General features: G+C 44.7%; 19 protein-coding genes and 1 riboswitch. Of the genes, 3 read left to right on the top strand and 16 right to left on the bottom strand.

The genetic code is table 11. The annotated features are described in order from the left end of the window. Positions 1-125: 125 nt before the first annotated feature. Positions 126-1,091: an ABC transporter substrate-binding protein gene (locus AB4274_RS01280; RefSeq protein WP_372110627.1), complete on the bottom strand. Its 966-nt coding sequence runs from the start codon at positions 1,089-1,091 to the stop codon at positions 126-128. Between the two features lie 302 nt (positions 1,092-1,393). After that, entirely contained in the window at positions 1,394-1,846 is a 453-nt protein-coding gene (gene yfbV, locus AB4274_RS01275) for a terminus macrodomain insulation protein YfbV (RefSeq protein WP_017062168.1), read from the bottom strand. 341 nt (positions 1,847-2,187) lie between these two features. On the opposite strand from yfbV, the gene AB4274_RS01270 reads away from it, so the two are divergent. Further along, a complete protein-coding gene (locus AB4274_RS01270) occupies positions 2,188-3,384 on the top strand; it encodes an acetate kinase (protein WP_017062169.1) in 1,197 nt (398 codons plus the stop codon). Between the two features lie 147 nt (positions 3,385-3,531). After that, the gene (pta, locus tag AB4274_RS01265; RefSeq protein ID WP_048659731.1) at positions 3,532-5,697 is read left to right on the top strand and encodes a phosphate acetyltransferase; all 2,166 of its coding nucleotides are present in this window, start codon (positions 3,532-3,534) and stop codon (positions 5,695-5,697) included. An 83-nt stretch (positions 5,698-5,780) separates the two neighbouring features. Here the strand turns inward: pta and AB4274_RS01260 are convergent, their stop codons facing one another. From AB4274_RS01260 to moaA, 11 genes are all read right to left on the bottom strand, one after another. Continuing rightward, entirely contained in the window at positions 5,781-6,719 is a 939-nt protein-coding gene (locus AB4274_RS01260) for a glutathione S-transferase family protein (RefSeq protein ID WP_372110624.1), read from the bottom strand. Between the two features lie 182 nt (positions 6,720-6,901). Next, on the bottom strand, positions 6,902-7,888 hold the full coding sequence (gene oppF / locus AB4274_RS01255) for a murein tripeptide/oligopeptide ABC transporter ATP binding protein OppF (protein ID WP_009848634.1): 987 nt from the start codon (positions 7,886-7,888) through the stop codon (positions 6,902-6,904). Continuing rightward, the gene (locus AB4274_RS01250; protein ID WP_012603544.1) at positions 7,885-8,856 is read right to left on the bottom strand and encodes an ABC transporter ATP-binding protein; all 972 of its coding nucleotides are present in this window, start codon (positions 8,854-8,856) and stop codon (positions 7,885-7,887) included. Before AB4274_RS01250 ends, oppF begins: the two co-directional genes overlap by 4 nt. A gap of 42 nt (positions 8,857-8,898) precedes the next feature. Then, complete coding sequence (gene oppC, locus AB4274_RS01245) at positions 8,899-9,801, bottom strand: oligopeptide ABC transporter permease OppC (protein ID WP_372110621.1); 903 nt, start codon at positions 9,799-9,801, stop codon at positions 8,899-8,901. 15 nt (positions 9,802-9,816) lie between these two features. Next, on the bottom strand, positions 9,817-10,737 hold the full coding sequence (gene oppB / locus AB4274_RS01240; RefSeq protein WP_017062174.1) for an oligopeptide ABC transporter permease OppB: 921 nt from the start codon (positions 10,735-10,737) through the stop codon (positions 9,817-9,819). Between the two features lie 114 nt (positions 10,738-10,851). Next, positions 10,852-12,483, bottom strand: coding sequence for an ABC transporter substrate-binding protein (locus AB4274_RS01235; protein WP_048610543.1), 1,632 nt, complete (start codon positions 12,481-12,483; stop codon positions 10,852-10,854). Positions 12,484-13,133: 650 nt separating this feature from the next. Continuing rightward, complete coding sequence (gene moaE / locus AB4274_RS01230; protein ID WP_372110618.1) at positions 13,134-13,589, bottom strand: molybdopterin synthase catalytic subunit MoaE; 456 nt, start codon at positions 13,587-13,589, stop codon at positions 13,134-13,136. Between the two features lie 2 nt (positions 13,590-13,591). Then, positions 13,592-13,837 (bottom strand): molybdopterin synthase sulfur carrier subunit, encoded by a 246-nt coding sequence (moaD, locus tag AB4274_RS01225; RefSeq protein ID WP_019823606.1) that lies wholly within the window; start codon positions 13,835-13,837, stop codon positions 13,592-13,594. Next, entirely contained in the window at positions 13,834-14,313 is a 480-nt protein-coding gene (gene moaC, locus AB4274_RS01220; RefSeq protein WP_004734026.1) for a cyclic pyranopterin monophosphate synthase MoaC, read from the bottom strand. Before moaC ends, moaD begins: the two co-directional genes overlap by 4 nt. A gap of 12 nt (positions 14,314-14,325) precedes the next feature. Next, positions 14,326-14,838, bottom strand: a complete 513-nt coding sequence (gene moaB / locus AB4274_RS01215) for a molybdenum cofactor biosynthesis protein B (protein WP_004734027.1) — start codon at positions 14,836-14,838, stop codon at positions 14,326-14,328. Positions 14,839-14,924: 86 nt separating this feature from the next. After that, complete coding sequence (moaA, locus tag AB4274_RS01210; RefSeq protein ID WP_009848642.1) at positions 14,925-15,914, bottom strand: GTP 3',8-cyclase MoaA; 990 nt, start codon at positions 15,912-15,914, stop codon at positions 14,925-14,927. Further along, a riboswitch (molybdenum cofactor riboswitch) is annotated at positions 15,903-16,055 on the bottom strand. (Overlaps the previous gene by 12 nt.) A 194-nt stretch (positions 16,056-16,249) precedes the next feature. Here moaA and AB4274_RS01205 point away from each other — a divergent pair. Further along, complete coding sequence (locus AB4274_RS01205; RefSeq protein ID WP_048610542.1) at positions 16,250-17,137, top strand: YvcK family protein; 888 nt, start codon at positions 16,250-16,252, stop codon at positions 17,135-17,137. Between the two features lie 75 nt (positions 17,138-17,212). Here AB4274_RS01205 and luxU read toward each other — a convergent pair whose 3' ends face one another. The 3 genes from luxU to uvrB all read right to left on the bottom strand — a co-directional run bounded on the left by luxU (position 17,213) and on the right by uvrB (position 21,303). Next, positions 17,213-17,557: a quorum-sensing phosphorelay protein LuxU gene (gene luxU / locus AB4274_RS01200; protein ID WP_017066591.1), complete on the bottom strand. Its 345-nt coding sequence runs from the start codon at positions 17,555-17,557 to the stop codon at positions 17,213-17,215. Positions 17,558-17,581: 24 nt separating this feature from the next. Next, positions 17,582-18,970, bottom strand: coding sequence for a quorum-sensing sigma-54 dependent transcriptional regulator LuxO (luxO, locus tag AB4274_RS01195; protein WP_004734031.1), 1,389 nt, complete (start codon positions 18,968-18,970; stop codon positions 17,582-17,584). Between the two features lie 302 nt (positions 18,971-19,272). Next, complete coding sequence (gene uvrB, locus AB4274_RS01190; protein ID WP_017062180.1) at positions 19,273-21,303, bottom strand: excinuclease ABC subunit UvrB; 2,031 nt, start codon at positions 21,301-21,303, stop codon at positions 19,273-19,275. Positions 21,304-21,681 lie beyond the last annotated feature (378 nt).

The raw sequence follows: 21,681 nt of genomic DNA, 5'->3' as shown, positions 1-21,681 counted from the left end.
TACAAATGAATAAAATAGAGAAGCGCGAACATATAGAGCAGGTTAGTTCTGTTTATCTGAGCCCATTCCTATGCTGTTAATAATATGACTTATGACCTATTAGTTCACCTAACACCAAACTCAATTCACCGGCTAACGATTGCACGATCAATCACAGACTGAGGCACTGTCACGCCAAGCTCACGAGCAGCATCTAGGTTGACCACCAGCTGAGAACTCTGCGCAGTTTTGACACTCAACTTCCCGGGCTTCTGTCCTTCCAGAATGGCTGCGACATAATCCGCGGTCTGAACCCCAACATCATAATAATCTAGACCTAAACCAGCAATCGCTCCCTTTCCGACATAAGATGTGGCGCCTGCGACGACTGGCGTATCTGCATGGTTAGCCGCTTTGATAAGACCCTCCATGCCGCTTGCAACCGTATTATCGGTCAAGGCATAGATAACATCGGACTTCTTAGCAATGGATTCTGCTTTTGCTTCGACATCGTCAACAGTCAGCGCTTTTTCGGTGTGAAGTGTATAACCGAAATCTCGAGTTGCCTTTCTCAATAACCCAACTAACGCAACGGCATTTGCTTCTGCTGGGTTGTAAACTACACCGATTGAATTAGCTTCAGGGAGCAGTTCTTTGATTAATGACACATGCTGAGTGATCGGAGATAAGTCAGAAAGCCCCGTGACATTACGCCCCGGCTTTTCTAATTGTTTAACGAGCCTAGCGCCGATAGGATCCGTAACCGCGGTAAACACGATAGGAATCGAGCGAGTCGCCGACACTAAGGCTTGTGAAGTCGGTGTCGCGATACCAACAAGTACATGTGGATTTTCACTGACGAGCTCTCTGGCAATCTTGGCTGCCTGAGCCGGGTTACCATTCGCCATTTCATAGGAGAATTCTAAGTTCTTACCGGGTTCATAACCATTGGCTCTCAATCCTTCAAGAAGCCCTAAACGTGTCGCATTCAGATCTGGATGGTCAACAACTTGTGAAACCGACACTTTGGCAACGTTTGCCATTGCATTGCCAGTCCATAGCAACATCAAGCAACTTAAAACCGCTGCCAATACCTTTCTTACAGAACTCATTATCGCTCCCTGAATCAAGCTCTACCCGTCATTACTCGCTCAAAGAGAACAACATCAAAATCACTATTGACATTATTACCAGTAACCATTGATAACTTGAAGTGATATTTAACAAAAATGCAACAAGGCTCGAGTTATGTGAGAAAGGTTATATTGACTTCGGAGGAAGGTAAGAAACCAAGTGAATAAGGACAGGTAAGCTAAACGGAAAGTAAGCGAGGTAACAAAAAGAGGAGCAAATCTGAGAACAAGCTATAGAAGATGAATAGTTGTTCTCAGACAAGAGGGAGAGCTGGGATTCTTTAGAACCAACGCTCCATTGAGGATTTATCTAACTGACGAAAGGCACGATTTAAAATGATTGCCAATTCTTTATAGCGAGGGCGCGGCTTCATAGGCTCTAACGCAAAACCCGTTTCAGTGATCTTTTCATGCAGTTCGCGGTACCACGATACTAGCGCCGGCGGAAGTTGTGTATTTGAGCGATTGCCCAACCACCACATACCTTGTAGCGGCAAGCTGATCGCAAACAAAGCCATAACCACAGCCTGTGGCATCGCTTGGTAATTATTAAAGACCATTTGTGTAAGAACACTGATAGCGGCAATCGCAGGCATCACTTTCACGCCAAAACGGGTCGCTTTAATAATGCGTTGTTCTGGGAAGATCGCGTTTAACTCTTTTCGGACGGGCCAGAGATCCATGTACTTTTGGCCATCTTTTAAACTACTAGCTAAACCAACTCTATTGCTCATATGAGTCTCCCATTAAAAAAAAGTTGAAATCATCAACTAAAAACACAAAAATTTGACGAAAAATAATATTCTTTCAAATTTTTTTGTTATATTTGCACAATATCGCTATTATTTGCAGACCTCAATCTCATTGTTGCCCTTATTTACAATTTAAGCAACTTTGAGAAGACTTCTGCAAGGAATGCACAAGCCTCTTTTTGATAAAGAGCGCTTTCACTTTATACGGAAATTAACGTTTTTTTGACCAAGGTTAGTACGCAAGCCTATGTGCTTCGACTATTCTTGAGATTAATTTTCATCCTTAACTGATTTCGATCAGAAAAATAAACAGGTAGTCATTAATGTCTAAGCTAGTTTTAGTTTTAAACTGTGGTAGTTCTTCTCTTAAATTCGCTGTTGTTGATGCAGAAACAGGTGCAGAGCACCTAACTGGTCTTGCTGAGTGTCTAGGTCTTCCAGAAGCTCGTATGAAGTGGAAACTTGATGGCAAGCATGAAGCACAACTAGGCGCGGGCGCAGCTCACGTAGAAGCACTATCTTTCATGGTAGAAACTATTCTTGCTTCTAAGCCTGAGCTTAAAGCTAACCTTGGCGCTATCGGTCACCGTATCGTACACGGTGGCGAGCAGTTCACTTCTTCTGCACTTATCACTGATGAAGTTCTTAAGGGTATTCAAGACGCTGCGACTTTCGCGCCTCTTCACAACCCTGCTCACCTTATCGGTATCGAAGCGGCTCAACAGAACTTCCCTGGTCTACAAAACGTTGCTGTTTTTGACACTGCGTTCCACCAAACAATGCCTTCTGAGTCTTACCTATACGCTCTACCGTACAACCTGTACAAAGAGCACGGCATCCGTCGTTACGGCATGCACGGTACTTCTCACCTATTCATCACTCGTGAAGTTGCAGGCCTACTAAACAAGCCAGTTGAAGAAGTTAACATCATCAACTGTCACCTAGGTAACGGCGCTTCTGTATGTGCAATCAAGAACGGTAAATCTGTAGACACTTCTATGGGTCTTACTCCTCTTGAAGGTCTTGTAATGGGTACTCGTTGTGGTGACCTAGACCCTGCAATCATCTTCCACCTACACGACGCACTTGGTTACTCTGTTGAAGAAATCAACAACATGCTAACTAAAGAGTCTGGTCTTGCTGGTCTAACTGAAGTGACTTCTGACTGTCGTTTCGTTGAAGACAACTACGGTGAGAAAGAAGAAGCAACTCGTGCAATGGACGTGTTCTGTCACCGTCTAGCTAAGTACGTAGCTGGTTACACTGCAACTCTAGAAGGTCGTCTAGACGCAATCACTTTCACTGGCGGCATCGGCGAGAACTCAGGCCCAATCCGTGAAATGGTTCTTAACCGCCTAGGCATCTTCGGTATCGAAGTTGACGGTGAAGCTAACCTTAAAGCTCGTTTCGGCGGCGAAGGTACTATCACTACAGCTAACAGCCGTATCCCTGCAATGGTTATCTCTACTAACGAAGAGCTAGTAATTGCTGAAGACACTGCGAAACTAGCAGGTCTTTAATTGATTTTCCTGACTAGCTTCATTCGAAGCTAGTCAGTTTTTCATATCAAGAAAATGGGGCTCAACTTCTATTCCTACCCCAATTTAAATATCGGTGGGAATAGCAGTTGAGCTTTTTTTATTTCCAATAGTCAAAGGTGTTCGTCAATGTCACGTACTATTATGCTTATCCCTACAAGCGCTGGTGTTGGTCTTACTAGTGTTAGCATGGGTGTTCTTCGCGCTATGGAGCGTAAGGGCGTAAGTGTTTCTTTCTACAAGCCAATCGCTCAGCCTCGCAGCGGTGGTAACCAACCAGATCTAACGTCTACTATCATCAGCGCAAACAGCGACATTAAGATTGGTGAGCCAATCGCAATGACTAAAGCTGAAGCTTTGATCGGTAGCGAAAAAATGGACGAGCTTCTTGAGTCTGTTGTTGAGCAATACAACAAGATCAACAAAGACGCAGAAGTTACGCTAATCGAAGGTCTAGTACCTACTCGTAAGCACCCATTTGCTAACCAAGTGAACGCGGAAATCGCAAAAACACTTGGCGCGGAGATCGTATTCGTTGCGACTCCTGGTACTGACAACCCTACGCAACTTAAAGAGCGTATCGAAGTAGCATGTTCTAACTTCGGCGGTACTAAGAACAAGAACATCAAAGGCGTAATCATCAACAAGCTTAACGCTCCTGTTGATGAAGCTGGCCGTACTCGCCCTGACCTATCTGAAATCTTTGATGATGCAGACAGCGCTCAGCAAGCGAACCTTGAAGTAATGCAAATCTTCAACTCTAGCCCTATCCGTGTTCTTGGCTGCGTGCCATGGAGCATCGACCTAATCGCAACTCGTGCGGTTGATATGGCTAAGCACCTTAACGCTGAAATCATCAACGAAGGTGAAATCGCGACTCGTCGTATTAAAAGCATCACTTTCTGTGCACGTTCTCTACCGCACATGATTGAGCACTTTAAGCCAGGTTCACTGCTAGTAACTTCTGCAGACCGTCCTGACGTTATCGTTGCTGCGGCTCTTGCTGCGAAAAACGGTGTTGAGATTGGCGCAATCCTACTGACTGGCGGTTACGACATTCCAGAAAGCATTGCTAACCTTTGTGCACCAGCATTCGCTTCAGGTCTACCGATCTTCAAAGCTCAAGGTAACACTTGGCAGACGTCTCTAAACCTACAGAGCTTCAACCTAGAAGTGCCTGCAGACGATAAAGAGCGTATCGAGTTCGTTAACGATCACGTTGCAAGCCACATTGATGGCCCTTGGATTGATTCTCTATCTGAAGGTACTCAAGGCATCCGTCGTCTAAGCCCACCAGCATTCCGTTACCAGCTAACTGAATTTGCTCGTAAAGCGGCTAAGCGCATCGTTCTTCCTGAAGGTGATGAGCCACGTACAGTTAAAGCTGCGGCTATCTGTGCTGAGCGCGGTATCGCAACGTGTGTACTTCTAGGTAACCCTGAAGAAATCCGTCGCGTTGCAGCACAGCAAGGTGTTGAGCTTGGCGCTGGCGTTGAGATCATCGATTCTGCATCAGTTCGCGAAAACTACGTAGCTCGTCTAGTAGAACTTCGTGGCGCTAAAGGTATGACTGAAGTTGTTGCTCGTGAGAAGCTAGAAGATTCAGTATTCCTAGGTACTATGATGCTTGAAGCTGGCGAAGTTGATGGCCTAGTTTCTGGTGCTGTTCACACAACGGCGAACACAATCGTTCCTCCGTTCCAGATCATCAAGACTGCTCCTGATGCTTCTATCGTATCTTCAATCTTCTTCATGCTTCTGCCTGATCAAGTTCTTGTATACGGTGACTGTGCGATCAACCCAGATCCAACAGCTGAACAGCTTGCTGAAATCGCTATCCAATCTGCAGATTCTGCTGCGGCATTCGGTATCGACCCACGCGTTGCTATGATCTCTTACTCTACTGGTGAATCTGGTAAGGGTGCAGACGTAGATAAAGTACGTGAAGCAACGAAACTTGCTCAAGAGAAGCGTCCTGATCTAGTGATCGACGGTCCTCTACAGTACGATGCAGCAATCATGGAAAACGTAGCCGCTTCTAAAGCGCCTAACTCTCCAGTTGCAGGTAAAGCGACAGTATTCGTATTCCCAGACTTAAACACGGGTAACACGACTTACAAAGCTGTACAGCGTTCAGCAGATCTAGTATCTATCGGTCCAATGCTTCAAGGTATGCGCAAGCCAGTAAATGACTTGTCTCGTGGCGCTCTAGTAGACGATATCGTTTACACAGTAGCTCTAACGGCTATCCAAGCAGACCAAGCTGCACAAGCTGAAGAAAAAGTAATTAACTAATTTTTCTTTTGTAAAAAGCAAAAACCCTAGATGTTTATCTAGGGTTTTTTTACGCCTGAAGAAAAGCGGATTAATTAATGATTCTAACCACGTCCGTGAGGCGAATCTAAATCCAGATCAGGCCCTTTAGGCACCACTTGAGTCGGGTTGATACCAGTGTGGCTGTAATAGTAGTGGCGCTTGATGTGGTAGAAATCCGTAGTCTCTTTAATACCCTCTATTTGATAGAGCTCTTTTAGATAACCTTGGATATGTTTGTAATCCGCAATTCGTTGCTTGTTACACTTGAAGTGACCCACATAAACCGCATCAAATCGAACCAGAGTGGTAAACAAGCGCCAATCCGCTTCTGTAATCTCGTTACCCGCTAAATAGCGATGTTCGCTAAGGTGAGCGTCTACTTTGTCTAGGGCTTCAAACAAGGCGTCATACGCTTCTTCGTAGGCTTCTTGTGTTGTCGCAAAGCCAGTTCGGTATACGCCGTTGTTGATGTTTGGGTAGATATAATCATTCCACTCATCAATCTTCTTGGACAACTCCCACGGGTAGTAATCATCGGTGTTACCCGTTAGCTCATTAAATTCTGAGTTAAACATACGAATGATTTCAGACGACTCGTTACTCACAATGGTGTTGGTTTTCTTATCCCACAACACAGGCACCGTTACTCTGCCCGAGTAATCCGGTTTGGCTTGAGTGTAGATTTGATGCATGCGCGTGTGACCGAATAGAGGTTCAGGTAACCCCATTTGCCAACCTTCACTCATCATGTCAGGGCAAACAACCGTCACATCAATATGATCGGTTAGGTCTTTCAGCTCACGGAAGATCAGAGTGCGGTGCGCCCAAGGACAAGCTAACGATACGTATAAGTGATAACGGCCGCTTTCCGGCTGAAACTGCGCGCCCGGTTTGTTCTCTACCCAGTGACGAAAGCCCGCATCTTCACGAACGAACTTACCACCGCTTTCTTTGGTGTCGTACCACACGTCGTGCCAAACACCTTCAACTAACTTACCCATATCCAAACCTCTGTCATCCAAGCTTTTCCCTAGTATAAAAAAAGCCAACTTTTTCAAAACTAGAAGAAGTTGGCCTAGTTGTTCGAATTATTTGAAGGAGGCTTGTTCTGACACAAAAAAAGCGCAACTCATAAACAAGTTGCGCTTAAGCCTGTCACAGGCTGAACCGGTTTAAATAGGCTCTAGACTTGTACGTGCAAGCAAGATACTGCGTGTACGTCATCGCCTTGAATGGTTGGCTTAGTTTGCGCACACGCCTCTGTTGCTTGTGGGCAACGCGTACGGAACACACAACCTGATGGTGGATTGATTGGCGATGGTAAATCACCCTCCAACATCTGAATCGTTTTGTTGCGCTCTAGACGAGGGTCTGGAATCGGAACTGCAGACATCAACGCTTTGGTGTACGGGTGTTTAGGGTCAGAGAATAAGGCATCTGATTCACCAAGCTCTACCGCGTTACCTAGGTACATCACCAAGACACGGTCAGAGATGTGTTTAACCACTGACAAGTCGTGCGCGATGAATACCAAAGACAAACCAAGTTCTTTCTGTAGCTCTTTCAGAAGGTTAACTACTTGAGCTTGGATAGATACATCCAATGCAGAAACAGGTTCATCACAGATGATCATCTTAGGTTTCAAGATAAGCGCACGTGCAATACCAATACGCTGACACTGACCACCAGAGAATTCATGTGGGTAACGGTTGATTACGTTTGGTAGTAGACCAACCTTTGCCATCATCTCTTTAACTCTGTCCTTTACTTCTTGTTTAGAAAGTTCAGGGAAGAAAGTCTCTAGAGGCTCAGCAATGATATCGCCTACTGACATACGTGGGTTAAGCGACGCTAGCGGGTCTTGGAAGATCATCTGAATCTCTTTACGAGTCTCACGACGCTTCACTTCCTGCATCTTAGTTAGGTCTTGACCTAACCACATCACTTGCCCTTCAGTCGCTTCAACCAAGCCGATAATCGCACGAGCAAAAGTTGATTTACCACAACCAGACTCACCTACTACGCCTAGTGTTTCACCTTCGTAAAGGTGAACATCAACCCCATCAACCGCTTTAAGGTTTGATGGTTTTGCCCAAGGCCAAGCAGACTTAGCCGCAATGCTAAAGTGAACTTTCAGGTCTTTAATATCTAATAGTAATTCTTTACTCATTTTGTCCAAGTCTCCCAATCTGAAAAACAAGCACGCTGACGGTCTTTAGCGAATGGCTGCAAAATCGGTGCTTCTTGCTTACAACGGTCCATTACGCGGTGACAACGGTCTTGGTAAGGACAACCTGTTGGTAGGCGAAGTAAGTTAGGTGGGTTACCTGGAATCGTCGGTAGAATTTCACCTTCGGTATCCAAACGAGGAATCGCTTTAAGCAGGCCTTCCGCATATGGATGGCTTGGCTCGTAGAAGATTTCATCAACCGTGCCGTATTCCATTGTACGACCCGCGTACATCACAAGTACTTTGTCACATGAGCCAGCAACAACACCCAAGTCATGGGTGATCATGATGATTGCCGTATTGAACTCATCTTTAAGTTCGTTCAGCAATTCCATGATTTGCGCTTGAATGGTTACATCCAGTGCCGTTGTTGGTTCATCAGCGATAAGCAATTTAGGACGACACAGCAGTGCCATTGCGATCATCACACGCTGACGCATACCGCCCGAAAACTCGTGCGGGTACATAGTGATACGCTTGCGTGCTTCAGGGATTTTCACCGCTTCAAGCATGCGTACTGATTCTTCAAACGCTTCTGCTTTACCCATGCCTTTATGCAGCATAAGTACTTCCATCAACTGATCACTTACTTTCATGTAAGGGTTCAGTGAGGTCATTGGATCTTGGAAGATCATCGCGATCTGTTCAGCACGAACTTTGTTCAGTGCTTTCTCAGGTAGATTGAGAATCTCATTACCTTCAAACTTTGCACTGCCTGAGATGATGCCGTTCTTAGCCAGCAGTCCCATCAGTGCAAATACCGTTTGAGATTTACCCGAACCCGACTCACCAACAATACCCAGCGTTTCGCCTTGATTGAGTGAGAAGTTCAGGTCGTTTACTGCGGTTACGATACCATCTTGCGTGGTAAATTCGACGCGCAGATCTTTGACATCTAATAAGCTCATTATTGCTTCCTTAATCTTTTATAGCTTTTAATTGCTATTTCTTTATCTGTCTTTTGGATCAAGCGCGTCGCGCAGACCATCACCTACGTAGTTAAAGCAGAACAGCGTAACTACCATGAATGCCGCAGGGAATGTTAATTGCCAGATTGCAACTTCCATTGTTTGCGAACCTTCTTGAAGCAATGCGCCCCAGCTTGTCATAGGCTCTTGAACACCAAGACCAAGGAAAGATAAGAATGACTCTGTAAGGATCATGCTTGGAATAAGCAGCGTAGAGTAAACCGTTACGATACCCAGTACGTTCGGTACGATGTGGCGTGTAATGATCTTCCATTTGCTTACACCACATACGTGTGCAGCTTCAATGAACTCTTTACTGCGTAGGCTCAACGTTTGACCACGTACAATACGCGCCATATCTAGCCAAGCAATCGCACCAATAGCAACGAAGATCAGGATGATGTTACGACCAAAGAACGTTACCAGTACGATAACTAGGAACATGAATGGTACTGCGTACAAAATCTCTAGGATACGCATCATCACTCGGTCAGTACGACCACCGATGAAGCCAGAAGCGGCACCGTAAAGCGTACCAATCAGTACCGCTACGAATGCACCCATCACACCAACCATCAATGAGATGCGACCACCGACAAGAGTACGAACGTACAAATCACGACCTAAGCTATCTGTACCAAACCAGTGATCCGCATTCGGACCAACGTGCATTGCGTACCAGTCAGTATCATCATAAGTGTACTGAGCCAGCATCGGTAAGAAGATAACTGCCAGTACCATAAGCGTAAGAATGAACAGGCTCACCATTGCTGCTTTGTTTCGCATGAAACGAATGCGCGCGTCCTGCCACAAACTACGACCTTCAATCTCTAAGCTCTCAGAGAACTTTTCGATCGCTTCTAAATTTTCTTTTTTCTTCAACATAACCATGCGTCCCTGTTAGTAGCGAATTTTCGGGTCAATCAGCGCTAGCAAAATATCAACGATTGCGTTGAACAAGATGAATAGGAAACCAATCAAGATGGTTACACCCATTACTAGCGAGTAGTCACGGTTAAACGCGGCGTTAACAAACAGCTTACCGATACCTGGTAGGCCGAAGATGGTTTCAACAACAACTGAACCTGTGATGATACCTACGAACGCAGGTCCCATGTAAGAAACAACAGGCAGCATTGCTGGCTTAAGTGCATGTTTTAGAATGATATAACGGTAGCTTAGACCTTTTGCACGAGCAGTTCGGATAAAGTTACTGTTTAGCGTTTCAATCATGCTACCGCGAGTAATACGAGCAAAGGTTGCTACGTAAAGAAGAGACATCGCGATAACAGGCAGCACGATGTACATAAATGTACCGCCATGCCAACCACCTGCTGGGAATATGTTCCAGTGCAGGGAGAAAAGGTAAATAAGCGCCGGTGCCAACACGAAGGATGGCATCACCACCCCGAGCATGGCGGTCGACATTATGGTGTAGTCGACCCAGGTATTGTGCTTCAAGGCGGCAATCGTCCCGACGGTGACCCCCATCAATAGTGTGAAGATAAAGGCAACGAAACCTACCTTCGCAGATACTGGAAGTGCAACCGCGATCAGCTCATTTACTGTGTAATCTTGGTATTTAAAAGAGGGACCGAAGTCACCTTGTAAGATATTTGTCAAATACGTGGTGTATTGTTCAAATACTGGTTTATCCAAGCCGTATTTAGCTTCGATGTTAGCCATAACTTCTGGCGGTAATGGACGCTCGCTTGAAAACGGGTTACCCGGTGCGAAACGCATGAGAAAGAAAGATATAGTGATCAACACCAACATGGTTGGAATCGCTTCAAATATCCTTTTCATAATGAATTTAAGCATAAACTCACTCTTTCAGTCTGTGACAATTAAAATTAGAAAGACGCTACACGCGCGCCCTGCGCATGTAGTGTCTGTATCGTTATAGTTATATTAACTTTTTAGAATCGAAGCTTATTATTGAGCTTTGATGTATAGGTCTTTCGAGAAGATCTTGTCTTCCGCGTTGTTGATTGGGAAACCACCAACATGCGGGTTAAGTAGACGTGATTTCACGTATTGGTAGATAGGAGCGATTGGCATGTCGTTTGCCATTAGCGCCTCAGCTTCTAGGTAAAGTGCTTTGCGCTCTTCTTCTGAAGTTGAGTTAAGTGCTTTATCGATGATTTTATCGTAAGCCGCGCTGTCGTAGTGAACACCACCGGTAGTGTTGTTACTCTTCATTAGCGTTAGGAACGAAGACGCTTCGTTGTAGTCACCACACCAACCAGCACGTGCTACTTCGAAGTCACCAGAATCTTTAGAAGATAGGTACGTTTTCCACTCTTGGTTCTCAAGTGTTACAGAAAGACCCAGTGTTTTCTTCCACATAGAACCTAGCGCTACAGCAATCTTCTTGTGGTTCTCTGAAGTGTTGTAAAGTAGGTTGAATTTAAGTGGGTTATCTTTGCCGTAACCTGCTTCTTCAAGAAGACGTTCTGCTTCTGCGTTACGCTCTTTTTGAGACATCTTACCGTAAGCTGGTAGCTCAGGATCGAAGCCAGCTGTGATTTCAGGCGTTAGGAAGTACGCAGGTTTTTGACCTTGCGCTAGGATAGCACCTGTTACGATATCACGGTCGATTGCGTAAGAGATTGCTTGGCGAACACGAACATCATCAAATGGTGCTTTCTTCGTGTTGAAGATGTAGTAGTAAGTACATAGGTTACCCGCTACAGATACATCTTCCGCGTACTCTTTTTGAAGACGCTTGAAGTGCTCAGTTGGAAGTTCGTTTGTGAAATCGATTTCGCCAGATAGGAAGCGGTTCATTTCCGCGACTTGGTTTTCGATTGGTAGGAAGGTTACTTTATTTAGAACCGTCTTATCGTTGTTCCAGTATTGGTCGTTACGCTTTAGAACTAAACGCTCGTTAACAACCCATTTATCAACAGAGAATGCACCGTTACCAACGAAGTGGTCAGGCTTAGTCCATTGATCACCGAATTCTTCAACAGTCGCCTTGTGTACTGGCTTCATTGTTGTGTGGCCCATCATCATTACGAAGTATGGTACCGCTGTTTCTAATTCAACAACAAGCGTGTTTGCATCTACAGCTTTAACGCCTAGCTCACTCTTGTCTTTCTTACCCGCTACGATGTCCTTCGCATTCGCCATCTTGGTATATTCCATGTACCAAGCGTATGGAGAAGCCGTTGCAGGATCAACTGCACGCTGCCAGCTGTAAACGAAATCTTCAGCTGTTACAGGATCGCCGTTAGACCATTTTGCGTCTTTACGTAGGTGGAAAGTGAATGTTTTGTTGTCTGTCGTTTCCCAGCTTTCAGCAACACCAGGGATAGTATTACCTTCGCCGTCTTGGTTCACTAGACCTTCTAGAAGATCACGAATTACGTGAGATTCTGGTACACCTTGAGATTTGTGTGGGTCGATAGTCGCAACTTCAGTACCGTTACCGCGAACAAGTTCCTGAACTTTTGCTAGTTCTGTACCTGCTGGAACTTCAGCAGCGATAGAAAGAGTAGAAGTGGCAGCCACTGCCAAACCAGCACCTAGAAGAAGGGCCTGAGTGATTTTATTCTTGTACATTTAATAAACTCCAAGTTTTTCGTATTGCATCCATGACTTCTTTGTTAGGTTCACTGAACGGCAGTGATTTAGATTTATTTAGCTTAAAATTTAAGCATAAAAATCTAAAACCTTACAAAGATTGAGGCACACACTATCAACCATTGAAGTAATTTGCCATAAACAAGTCGCAAAAAATCGGATAATTCTCCGAATTACTTAAGGTAATAGTGTAAATCTCTAATAAAAACCTAATGAATAGTGAGTTACACATAGGGATTAATTAAAAAACAGCCTTTAGTGTTGATGTATCTGTATTGATACTTTTTTTTAGCATCTTATGCTAGAACACAGACGGCAAATTAACATTAATGCCACATGAAATCTAATTGCACATCACATATCCCCTAAATAGACTCTACTATTTGTGAGGGTTATCACTTTATACAAAACAGCATAAAGCACTGCACCAAAACAGTTTTAGAAATGCACCAAGACAGACAAAATCAGGCATCGAATTTATATGCAACATGAATGACTAACCATTTATTAATACAGCATTTATTTATAAATGACTTTGTAGCACGTACAAAAAAGCCGACCTTAATAGTCGGCTTTTTACTGTCTCAATCAACAGAGCGAATTTTTGAAGCAACATCCTATTGCGAGAATTATTTCTCCCAACGCTCCGCAGCTTTACTATCTGAATCGCGAGAATCAACCCAGCGAGTTGTTTCCGTGGTACGTTCTTTTTTCCAAAACGGCGCTTTGGTTTTCAGAAAGTCCATAACAAACTCACACGCTTCGAAGGCAGCGCCACGATGCACACTGGATACACCAACGTAAACGATTTGGTCACCGATATCTAGGTCACCCACGCGGTGAATCACTCGCATCTTCTGAATAGGCCAGCGCGCTTCAGCTTGATCACAGATCTCGCTCAGTGATTTCTCTGTCATGCCCGGATAGTGCTCCAGAGACAAACCAATCACGTTATCGCCAAGGTTCATGTCGCGAACTTTACCAACGAACGTCACAATCGCTCCGGCAGCTGTACCTTGAGCCAAGTAGTCGTATTCGTCGCCTACAGAGAAATCCTCTGTTGTCACTAATACTCTTGGATCCATGCTTAGCCTCCAGTCACTGGTGGGAAGAAAGCGACTTCATCGCCGTCTTTCACTTCAGTCGTCAAAGGCACAATAGATTGGTTAAGCGCAGCCAGAAGCTTGCCCTCTTCCAATGCGATATCCCATTTGCCTTCTTGCGTGACAAGGTGGCTGCGAATCGCTTCGATGGTGCTGAATTGCGCATCAACTTCTAGGCTATCAACACCGACAAGTTCACGAGTTTGAGCAAAGAAAAGTACAGTGATCATGATTCCACCTTAAAGTGTCCAGATTTACCACCCGTCTTCTCTAACAGACGTACGTTCTCGATAACAATGTCTTTCTGAACAGCTTTACACATATCGTAAATCGTCAGTGCAGCAACAGAAGCAGCCGTTAGCGCCTCCATTTCTACGCCCGTCTTACCAGCAAGCTTACAAACAGATTCAATGCGAACCTTATTTTCAGACTCGATCGCTTCAAGCTGCACTTCTACTTTGGTTAATAGCAGAGGGTGACACAGTGGAATCAGATCCCACGTCTTCTTCGCCGCTTGGATACCCGCAATGCGTGCCGTTGCGAAAACATCACCTTTATGGTGGCTACCAGAAACAATCAGCTCTAGCGTTTCTGCCGACATTTGAACGAATGCTTCCGCTCTCGCTTCACGTACTGTCTCAGCTTTAGCCGATACGTCAACCATGTTTGCTTCGCCAGACGCGTTAATGTGTGTAAATTGGCTCATACTCAAACCGCCTTATACAGAAAGGTGTGGCATGAAGTTACAAGGGCGGTGGCTAGCATCCATCTGTTGCTTGATGATCTTAGTCCAACCTGTACGGCAAGCGCCTGTAGAGCCTGGCATAGCAAAGATTACTGTGTGGTTAGCAAAACCCGCAATCGCACGCGATTGAATCGTCGATGTACCGATCTCTTCGTAAGACACTTGACGGAAAAGCTCACCAAAGCCTTCTACTTCTTTGTCGAACAGTGGCTTAAGCGCTTCAGGCGTGCTGTCACGAGAAGTAAAACCCGTACCACCCGTGATCATGATCGCTTGTACGCTTTCATCAGCGATCCACTTAGATACGATCGCTCGGATCTTGTACATGTCGTCGATAACGATTTGCTTATCAACCACGTTGTGACCCGCTTCTTTAGCATGCTCTGCTAGGTAACCGCCTGACGTATCATTTTCTTCTGTACGAGTATCTGAAACCGTTAGTACTGCGATGTTTGCTGCTTGGAATTTGCTTTCTGCGTGACCCATTTGTTCACCTATATAAATTTTTCATTAGACTGATTCGCCCAGCCTAAAGAAGCTAAGCGATAAAATGCTTTAGAGTATATAGCGGGTTAACCGCCGATTGACGCCAAGTTTGGAGTCATGCCGCTGTTGCCATCGTGTAAGAAGTGGCTAACGGACTTGGTTTGAAGCTGAGCCTGAATTCGATCAATGAGCTCTTGCTCTTGTTGATCTTCTTGAATCAGATCTCTCAGTTCAACACCATGGTCGCCAAACAGACATAGGTGAAGTTTACCGGTCGCAGAAACGCGCAGACGGTTACAACTCTCACAAAAGTCTTTCTCGTAAGGCATGATCAAACCGATTTCACCCTTGTAGTCTGGGTGGACAAACACTTGCGCCGGACCATCGTTAACGGCTTTGACTTTTAGCAGCCAACCATTAGCAATAAGCTGGTTGCGAATCGCAACGCCAGACACATGATGTTTATCGAACAACTCGTCCATCTCGCCGGTTTTCATCAGCTCGATAAAACGTAATTGAATGGGTTTGTCTTTGATCCAATTAAGGAAGGCTGGTAACTCCTGACTGTTAAGGTCTTTCATTAATACGACGTTGACTTTGACTTGTTCAAAGCCAACCTCAAACGCTTTATCAATGCCTCGCATAACCTCAGTAAACTTATTCTCACCAGTGATCTGATGGAACATGCGCGAATCTAAACTATCCACGCTCACGTTTATATGGGTTAAACCAGCATCACGCCATTGTCCTACTTGTTTCTCCATGCGGTAGCCATTCGTTGTGGTGGCCACTTTTTCGATGCCTGGAGTAGAAGCAACGGTATGTATGATTTCAGGAAAGTCTTTACGCAGACTCGGCTCTCCGCCTGTAATGCGGATCTTTGAGGTACCACAATCTGCAAACGCTTTAACAACGCGTTTGATCTCGGGAACACTTAAAAAAGACGAGTTTTTTTGCCCTGACGGTTTATAACCATCTGGCAAGCAGTAAGTACATTTAAAGTTACAGACGTCTGTAACCGACAAGCGCAAGTAATAAAACTTGCGATGGAATCTATCTTCGAATTGTTGCGCCACGGAACACCTTTCCAAACACGGGAGGCATAATCATTTCCAATTAAGCCCTTGTGACAACATGTCACTGGCTCTTGATGCGTATCGGTACAGCAAATACCACTGTGCGACTTAGCATGCGAGAGCTCGGAGTTATGGCAACTGAGCGTTATATTCACACGCGCAGTAGCTGAGTAATAAAATACTTAATATTTGTACGTGAATCTAGCTCTGATGGTAAAAAACGGGTCACATCGGCAAAAAAAACGTATCAAACGCTCAAAATAACTCTTGTTGAGTATATAGCGAGAAGCATTTAACCTAAATTATAGTTGGTAATAACCTAACAAGAACAATAAATGAATATTTACTCTTCAAAGAAAGTCGTAGCAATCGGCGGTGGCCATGGCTTAGGTCGCATGTTAGCTGCATTAAAAGACTTTGGTAACAACGCAACTGGCATTGTTGCAACGACAGATAACGGCGGTTCCACCGGACGTATTCGAGATTGCCAAGGTGGCATCGCATGGGGAGATACACGTAACTGTATCAACCAATTAATTACAGAACCTTCAATCAGTTCGATGATGTTCGAATACCGCTTTCGCGGCCAAGGTGAGCTAGACGGTCATAACTTAGGTAACCTAATGCTGACGGCGTTAGACAACCTTTCCGTTCGCCCATTGGAAGCAATTAACCTGATTCGAAATATGCTCAAGGTCGATGTCAATATCGTCCCGATGACCGAGCATCCTTCAGACCTCATGGCTCTATCAATGGACGGCCGCTGGGTAACAGGCGAAACCAACGTTGATGACATGACAGAAAAACTGCGCATGATGGACTTATCTCCAGAAGTGCCTGCAACCAAAGAAGCCGTTGCTGCCGTTGAGCAAGCAGACTGTATTGTCCTTGGCCCTGGAAGCTTTTTAACCAGCGTGATGCCCCCTCTTCTCCTTCCAGAGATTGGGAAAGCCATAGCTGAGAACACCAAGGCAAAAGTTATCTTCGTTGAAAACCTTTCACCAGAGCACGGCCCTGCAGGGAAAATGACGCTTCAAGAGCAATTGGAGTGGTGTGAACGTACCTGTAAGGCAAGAAAGATAGACATTGTACTGGGCAATGAACCACACCCTGAATTAGAAGGGCAATGGAATTGTGTGACCACAGATCTTGCATCAGCAAACCGAGATTGGCGACACGACCGTGTGAAGCTTCAACAAGCCATTGAAGCTCAGTTGGCTTAAGCCATAGGTTCAAGCGACAGACAACAAAAAAGGAGCATGATGCTCCTTTTTTAATCTCAGTAATAACTCGCCGTTTTAAAGATCCGTCATCAACTGCTGATATTCAGTGTACGTCGATAACAGAAGGTCTTGCATATCTTGAAAATCAACTTCTGTCACCGGCAACGCTTGCTTCACTTTTGCATCTAAGCTAATCGCAAAACTACACAAAGAATCCGCGCCAAAACTTGCTGCGCTGCTCTTAAGTGCATGACTGATATCAGCCAAGTACTTAGAGGTATCCGACTCTTTATTTATCTCTAAGTGCTCGTAGTAGCCTTTCAACTCACCTAAAAAGATTTCCAGTAAAACCGGAACATTCTCTTGCCCAATTTCGCCGGCAAGCTCATCAACTTTTTGCTGATTTAATACTTTCGTCATTATTATTTTCTTATTGTTTGATGATTACTGCTTCGCATTCCACGTTTGCAACTTACGGTATATCGTCGATGGACTGACATCTAAGAAACCTGCCGCACGGGGGATGTTGCCATCACACGCTTTAATGGCTTGTTCGATAGCCGTTTTCTCAGTGATCCACAATGGGAAAATATCTTTTACCGTGATGTCTTCATTCTGCTTCTCTTTCAATCGCAGACTGTTTTCAATCGGTTGGTTCAACGGTGGTGGAAGCATGTTGAGAGTAATCTCTTTGCCGTTATTCAATACCACCACGTTTCGCAACACGTTTTGTAGCTGACGAACGTTACCCGGCCACTCATATTGATTAAAGCGATCAAGTACTTCCTGAGCAAAACGTACAAACGCCTTCCCCTCCTCGACCGACATATAGCCTAGCAGAGAATACGCGATCTCGATGACATCTTCACCACGCTCACGCAATGGCGGCAAGTGCAATGGAATCACGTATAAACGATAGTATAAATCTTCTCTAAAGCGACCTTCTTGTACTTCTTTCCAAGGGTCACGGTTGGTCGCACACACAAAACGAACGTCGACACTCTTCATCTTCGAAGAGCCGACTTTTTGGAAAGTACCGGTTTGGATAAAGCGCAGCAGCTTGGTTTGCAGCTCTAAGTCCATTTCGCACAGTTCATCAAGAAACAGTGTTCCACCATCAGCAAGCTCAGCAGCACCTTGGCGATCGGTCGCCGCACCGGTAAAGGCACCTTTAACGTGACCAAACAATTCACTTTCAATCAGATCTTTAGGGATAGCGGCACAGTTAATCGCGATGAAAGGCTTATCGCCACGCTTACTCGCCGCATGAATGGCTTCTGCACATACCTCTTTACCGGTACCACTTTCACCAGTAATGAAAATGCTCGCCTTACTCGATGCAGCAGAATCAATCGTTCGGTAAACCTGCTGCATGGTTTGGCTACTGCCGATAAAGCCTTGGTAATTTTGGTTTCCCGGGTGTTCCGAGCTATTTTTAAGCTTGGTGGCTTTGCGGATCGCGTTGTTCACCGTAATACGGAGTCGGTCGGCTTCACACGGTTTGATAAGGAAATCTTGAGAACCATGACGCATCGCTTCTACGGCGGTATCGATAGAGCCATGAGCCGTCATGAAGATAACCGGAACTTCAGGGTACTTCTGTTTTACAGCAAATAGCACGTCCATACCCGTCATATCAGGTAGACGTAGATCTAATAAAATAAGGTCTGGGATTCGATGATTCAAACTCTCGATTGCATCGCGGCCAGTGCCGACAATGTTGATATCAATTTCGAGCGGTGTAAGATACGAGCGATATAAAGCTGCTACCGAAGCGGTATCCTCTACCATCAACAAATACTTCGATTTGTTATCTAGCGTTTTTGATTGCATATCCTAGCCATTTATAATTTGCATTTCTTATTATAGTCGCATTCCGCTTTGCATTATGCAAATTAGCCACAATATTTGTAGTGTGTTTTTTTACTTACTTCAAACAATCAATGTTTTATCTATCTGGCACGAACGATGCAACGATATAGATGACCTTCGGGTCACCTAGCCAACTGACGTTGTTAGTGGACCGAGTGTTCACAAACGTAAGCCAGTAGAACATTTACTACTGGCTGTTTTTTTGTCTGAAACGCTCTCAATTCTTGTGCTGAGAGGGATCACTTCTCGAGCGAAAAGTGAGATTAGCTGTTGGTAATAAACTGCTTTCTTAGCTGCTCAATTTCATCACGCTTCTGTGCGGCCAATTCAAATTCCAGATTCTGAGCATGCTGATACATCGCAGCTTCTAGCTTACTGATCTCTTTATCAAGCTGTTGCGGCGTAAGTACGGCATAACTTTCAGAAGGCTCAGCCACCTTAGATAAAGGAACTTGCTTCGATTGGCGCTGCTGCTTCGACTTGGTTAGATCACCCAATTCCATAATGTCTTTAATATTGCGTTTCAACGCTTGCGGCGTGATACCTTGCTCTTCGTTGTAGGCTTGCTGTTTCTCGCGACGACGATCGGTTTCATCAATCGCTTTTCTCATCGACTTAGTAATCGAATCACCATAAAGGATCGCTCTACCTTCCAAGTTACGCGCAGCACGACCAATGGTTTGAATCAGAGAACGCTCAGAACGTAAGAAGCCCTCTTTGTCTGCATCAAGAATCGCCACCAGCGACACTTCAGGCATATCCAAACCTTCACGAAGTAAGTTAATGCCCACTAACACATCGAACTCGCCCAAACGTAGGTCTCGGATGATCTCTACACGCTCAACGGTATCGATATCCGAGTGCAAGTAACGCACTTTAACGCCGTGCTCACTTAGGTATTCGGTTAAGTCTTCTGCCATTCTCTTGGTCAACGTGGTAACCAAAACACGCTCTTCTTTCACTGAACGGATTCTGATTTCAGACAGCAAGTCATCCACCTGCGTCGCGACAGGTCTTACTTCGATGATTGGGTCTAACAAACCAGTAGGACGTACCACTTGATCAGCAATCTCGCCATCTGATTTTTCAATCTCGTAATTACCTGGTGTTGCCGACACAAAAATCGTTTGTGGGGCTATAGACTCAAATTCTTCAAACTTCATTGGACGGTTATCCAATGCAGAAGGCAGTCTAAAACCAAACTCGACCAAGGTTTCTTTACGAGAACGGTCACCTTTATACATCGCACCAATTTGCGGCACAGTCACGTGTGACTCATCGATGATCAGCAAACCATCATCAGGCAGGTAGTCAAATAACGTTGGCGGCGCTTCCCCTTCCGCACGGCCGCTCAAGTATCGTGAATAGTTTTCGATACCGGAACAGAAGCCAAGCTCAGTCATCATCTCAATATCAAACTGAGTTCTTTGAGAGATACGCTGCTCTTCCAAAAGCTTATTGTTGTCTTTTAAGTATTGAGCACGATCGCGCAGTTCGTCCTTGATATTCTCAATCGCTTCAAGGATTTTTTCTCTTGGCGTTACATAGTGAGTTTTTGGATAAACCGTAAAGCGCGGCAAGTCTCTTTGTTTCACCGCACCAGTCAGAGGATCAAAAATACTAATGCAGTCCACTTCGTCATCGAACATTTCAATTCGAACCGCATCTTGGTCAGATTCAGCAGGAAAGATATCGATCACCTCACCACGAACACGGAACTGACCACGTTCAAAGGCGACATCGTTTCTTGAATATTGCAGCTCAGCCAAACGGCGCAAAATATCACGCTGATCCATCACCTCGCCACGACTCAAATGAAGCATCATCTTCAAATAAGACTTAGGATCACCAAGACCGTAGATAGCCGACACAGAAGCCACAATGATGGCGTCTTTTCGTTCTAATAAGGCTTTGGTTGCCGAAAGCCTCATTTGTTCGATATGAGCGTTCACAGACGCATCTTTCTCGATGAACGTGTCCGTGGTTGGAACGTAGGCTTCAGGTTGGTAGTAATCGTAGTAAGAAACGAAATACTCAACGGCATTGTTTGGAAAGAAAGATTTCATCTCACCGTAAAGTTGAGCCGCCAGTGTCTTGTTAGGCGCTAACAGAATCGCTGGTCTTTGAGATTGGGAAATGACGTTGGCAAGTGTAAAGGTTTTACCTGAGCCCGTTACCCCTAGTAGAGTTTGATGTGCCAAACCAGAATCTAATCCGTCTAGTAATTTGGTTATCGCTGTCGGCTGATCACCGGACGGGCTGTAGTCCGATACCAAGTCAAAGAGTTTACTCATAGGTCGCCATTTCCATACTGTTTTTTTAATCAGGTCATTGTCACTCTAGGAGGAGTGTCGTTGCAACTATTATCTAGAGAAATGCATCTTAAGATCAGAGATCAGTTATAGCTTTTATTTTTAGAACTTGGTATTATCCGTGCCCCTGCAAAGTTTCCCCAGCTAAATTACTCGAATTTTAATCCACCACTTTTCCCCAAAAAACCTAAAAATACCGCTTGTTTTACTGTTCGTTTTATAATCTACAAAAGTTATACAATTGCGATATTTTGCTATAAATCTTTTAAATACATTACGTTAGATAAGATTTTTACATTTTTCGATTTATCCCAATTATTGTTGTTAAAGTTTCACACACACACTTATCCACAATTTTGG

Source organism: Vibrio sp. 10N.261.55.A10 (assembly GCF_041470825.1).
GTDB classification, from domain to species: domain Bacteria; phylum Pseudomonadota; class Gammaproteobacteria; order Enterobacterales; family Vibrionaceae; genus Vibrio; species Vibrio crassostreae_C.
Note: the sequence above shows the minus strand (reverse complement) of the source record. Positions and strands in the feature narration are given on the sequence as shown.

What these genes read in the sequence shown, in the direction of transcription:
- AB4274_RS01280 (WP_372110627.1), bottom strand. Translation starts at nt 1,091, where the DNA reads ATGAGTTCTGTAAGAAAGGTATTGGCAGCGGTTTTAAGTTGCTTGATG.
- yfbV (WP_017062168.1), bottom strand. Translation starts at nt 1,846, where the DNA reads ATGAGCAATAGAGTTGGTTTAGCTAGTAGTTTAAAAGATGGCCAAAAG.
- AB4274_RS01270 (WP_017062169.1), top strand. Translation starts at nt 2,188, where the DNA reads ATGTCTAAGCTAGTTTTAGTTTTAAACTGTGGTAGTTCTTCTCTTAAA.
- pta (WP_048659731.1), top strand. Translation starts at nt 3,532, where the DNA reads ATGTCACGTACTATTATGCTTATCCCTACAAGCGCTGGTGTTGGTCTT.
- AB4274_RS01260 (WP_372110624.1), bottom strand. Translation starts at nt 6,719, where the DNA reads ATGGGTAAGTTAGTTGAAGGTGTTTGGCACGACGTGTGGTACGACACC.
- oppF (WP_009848634.1), bottom strand. Translation starts at nt 7,888, where the DNA reads ATGAGTAAAGAATTACTATTAGATATTAAAGACCTGAAAGTTCACTTT.
- AB4274_RS01250 (WP_012603544.1), bottom strand. Translation starts at nt 8,856, where the DNA reads ATGAGCTTATTAGATGTCAAAGATCTGCGCGTCGAATTTACCACGCAA.
- oppC (WP_372110621.1), bottom strand. Translation starts at nt 9,801, where the DNA reads ATGTTGAAGAAAAAAGAAAATTTAGAAGCGATCGAAAAGTTCTCTGAG.
- oppB (WP_017062174.1), bottom strand. Translation starts at nt 10,737, where the DNA reads ATGCTTAAATTCATTATGAAAAGGATATTTGAAGCGATTCCAACCATG.
- AB4274_RS01235 (WP_048610543.1), bottom strand. Translation starts at nt 12,483, where the DNA reads ATGTACAAGAATAAAATCACTCAGGCCCTTCTTCTAGGTGCTGGTTTG.
- moaE (WP_372110618.1), bottom strand. Translation starts at nt 13,589, where the DNA reads ATGGATCCAAGAGTATTAGTGACAACAGAGGATTTCTCTGTAGGCGAC.
- moaD (WP_019823606.1), bottom strand. Translation starts at nt 13,837, where the DNA reads ATGATCACTGTACTTTTCTTTGCTCAAACTCGTGAACTTGTCGGTGTT.
- moaC (WP_004734026.1), bottom strand. Translation starts at nt 14,313, where the DNA reads ATGAGCCAATTTACACACATTAACGCGTCTGGCGAAGCAAACATGGTT.
- moaB (WP_004734027.1), bottom strand. Translation starts at nt 14,838, where the DNA reads ATGGGTCACGCAGAAAGCAAATTCCAAGCAGCAAACATCGCAGTACTA.
- AB4274_RS01205 (WP_048610542.1), top strand. Translation starts at nt 16,250, where the DNA reads ATGAATATTTACTCTTCAAAGAAAGTCGTAGCAATCGGCGGTGGCCAT.
- luxU (WP_017066591.1), bottom strand. Translation starts at nt 17,557, where the DNA reads ATGACGAAAGTATTAAATCAGCAAAAAGTTGATGAGCTTGCCGGCGAA.
- luxO (WP_004734031.1), bottom strand. Translation starts at nt 18,970, where the DNA reads ATGCAATCAAAAACGCTAGATAACAAATCGAAGTATTTGTTGATGGTA.
- uvrB (WP_017062180.1), bottom strand. Translation starts at nt 21,303, where the DNA reads ATGAGTAAACTCTTTGACTTGGTATCGGACTACAGCCCGTCCGGTGAT.